The sequence below is a fragment of the uncultured Mucilaginibacter sp. genome (genome assembly GCF_903913935.1).
GTDB lineage: Bacteria > Bacteroidota > Bacteroidia > Sphingobacteriales > Sphingobacteriaceae > Mucilaginibacter.
In genome coordinates, this window is sequence record NZ_CAIWNH010000099.1 from 1 (window position 1) to 2,063 (window position 2,063).

General features: G+C 39.5%; 3 protein-coding genes. All 3 read left to right on the top strand.

All coding sequences use genetic code 11. From position 1 onward, the window contains the following. A partial coding sequence (locus tag QZY09_RS03765) for a hypothetical protein (RefSeq protein ID WP_295668233.1) occupies positions 1-643 on the top strand: 643 nt, incomplete at its 5' end. Beyond that, positions 636-1,649: a glycosyltransferase family 10 gene (locus QZY09_RS03770; RefSeq protein WP_295668237.1), complete on the top strand. Its 1,014-nt coding sequence runs from the start codon at positions 636-638 to the stop codon at positions 1,647-1,649. The genes QZY09_RS03765 and QZY09_RS03770, both read left to right, overlap by 8 nt. Then, a partial coding sequence (locus QZY09_RS03775) for an FkbM family methyltransferase (RefSeq protein ID WP_295668241.1) occupies positions 1,646-2,063 on the top strand: 418 nt, incomplete at its 3' end. The genes QZY09_RS03770 and QZY09_RS03775, both read left to right, overlap by 4 nt.

The following is a 2,063-nucleotide window of genomic DNA, read 5'->3' on the forward strand; positions in this document are numbered from 1 at the left end:
CACACTGATCAAAAAAATTATTGATGACGATGTTTTTGATTTTAAGGCCATTCGCCAATGCAAACAATTTATGCTTGGTCATCCGAAAGTTGATGTTTGTATCTCGAATTGCATCAACGTGGATTTGGGCCCCGGCAATAAAGTTGACCTGGTTAGCCGTTTAAAAGAATTTGAACAATGGAAAAGCGGTGCCACCCAATGCTTTACTTTTAATGATGTTTATATGCTCATCCGCAAATCGGCCATAAGCTACGCCGGCTTGTATGATACCCAATTTACGATGATGGACTGGGAATATTCATTACGCTTATCCTGGCTTAAATTAAACATTATTTATTACACCGGCTGCAATGCCCTGCCGGTTGCTACGCCCGGAAACGTTACTTCAACGGCTTCAAAAGCGGTTTTAAAACGGGAGGAAGAGATAGGGATGTGTAAATATGGTTACCGCGGCGACCATGCGGACATCAGCTTGTGGTCGAAGATTAAGATTGGGGTAGGGAAAGCCATTTATAAAACAAACCAGGGGACTGACACCCGGTTCAATTCAGATGCGTCGCTCAAAGAATTGTATCACAATCTTTACCAGATATTACAGGATTATAACAACAGCCACCCCGGCAATTTTATAGGACTTGAGTAAAAAACCGATTAAAATAAAATTTCAAAACGGGCTCGACTTTAAATGGTCGGTGAATGAAATATTGGCTGAACTGCTTGATGAATATGAATTTATTGATAGCGGCGATCCCGATTTTATCGTTTTTGGCCCTTATGGAAATGATATTCCGCCAAAGGGTAATTATACCCGCATAGGCTATTTTTGCGAGAACATAAAACCCGATCTTTCTGTTTGTGAATGGGCATTCGGCATCCCGCGTGAAGAGGATGTACAACAGCCCAACTACAAGCGGATCCAGTGGCACGGGTTTAATCCGCAGGATTTAATAAAGGGGCCGGGTTATGATGCGGAACAGGTAGTGGCTTTAAAACCGAAGTTTTGCAATTTTTTATATTCGCACAAAGTATCCTACCGCGAAGCTTTTTTTACCCAGCTATCAAAATATAAAAGGGTGGATGCCCCGGGCAGGTCGATGAACAATATGCCCGGCATTGATATGCTTTATTCGGGTGATAAATGGGAAGTAAAAAGAAAGTTTTTATCGCCCTATAAATTTACCATCGCGTTTGAAAATGACATCTACCCGGGATATCAAACCGAAAAATTATATGATGCCATGTTGGCCCAAAGTATCCCGGTTTATTTTGGCGACCCGTTTATAGGCGAAATATTTAATACCAAGAGTTTTATAAATGCCGGCGATTACCTTAACGCCGGAAACAAAACGTTTATAGATACATTGGGTAAAATAGGCCATATGGATTTTGAGGATATCAGGCCAACCTTTTTGAGAAGCCCCCGGCATCGCATCAAAAGAAAAATAAAGTTATGGGCCAGGAGCTTTAAAACTAAGGCACAATTTGCCGGTATGGATTTTAGCCCGTTGATTAAGCAAATTATTGCCATTGACCAGCAACCGGAATTATACCTGGAATATTTAAAACAACCCTGGCTGAATAACAATGCACTCCCTGAACGCTTTTCGACAAAAAAAAGGTGGATGGAAATTTTTAATATAGTGAAATGAAAAAAGTTTTATCAGGCGTTGAATGGATGGTTTCGAAGATTATTGGAAAGAGAAACTTTGAACATTTATTAATTTTTAGCGCGAAAGCCGTTAACATAAACTTACATGAACATGCGCTTATTCAAATTGGCGGTTCAGGTAGTTTAAAAGAAGGTGCAAGTGGTGAGCGCACATTTTTAATAGATACACTTCCTTGTTTGTGTAAAGATAAGGCCCACCCGGTTTTTTTTGATATCGGTGCTAACATTGGCAATTATACATTGGAACTAAGAAATTATTTTCCAAATGCATTGATTTATTCTTTTGAGCCAGTAAAAAGCACATTCGAAAAATTGCAAAATAACACAATAAACACCAACATAAATTTATATAACATTGGCTTTAGCGATACGAAGGGGACGGGAACGTTATTTA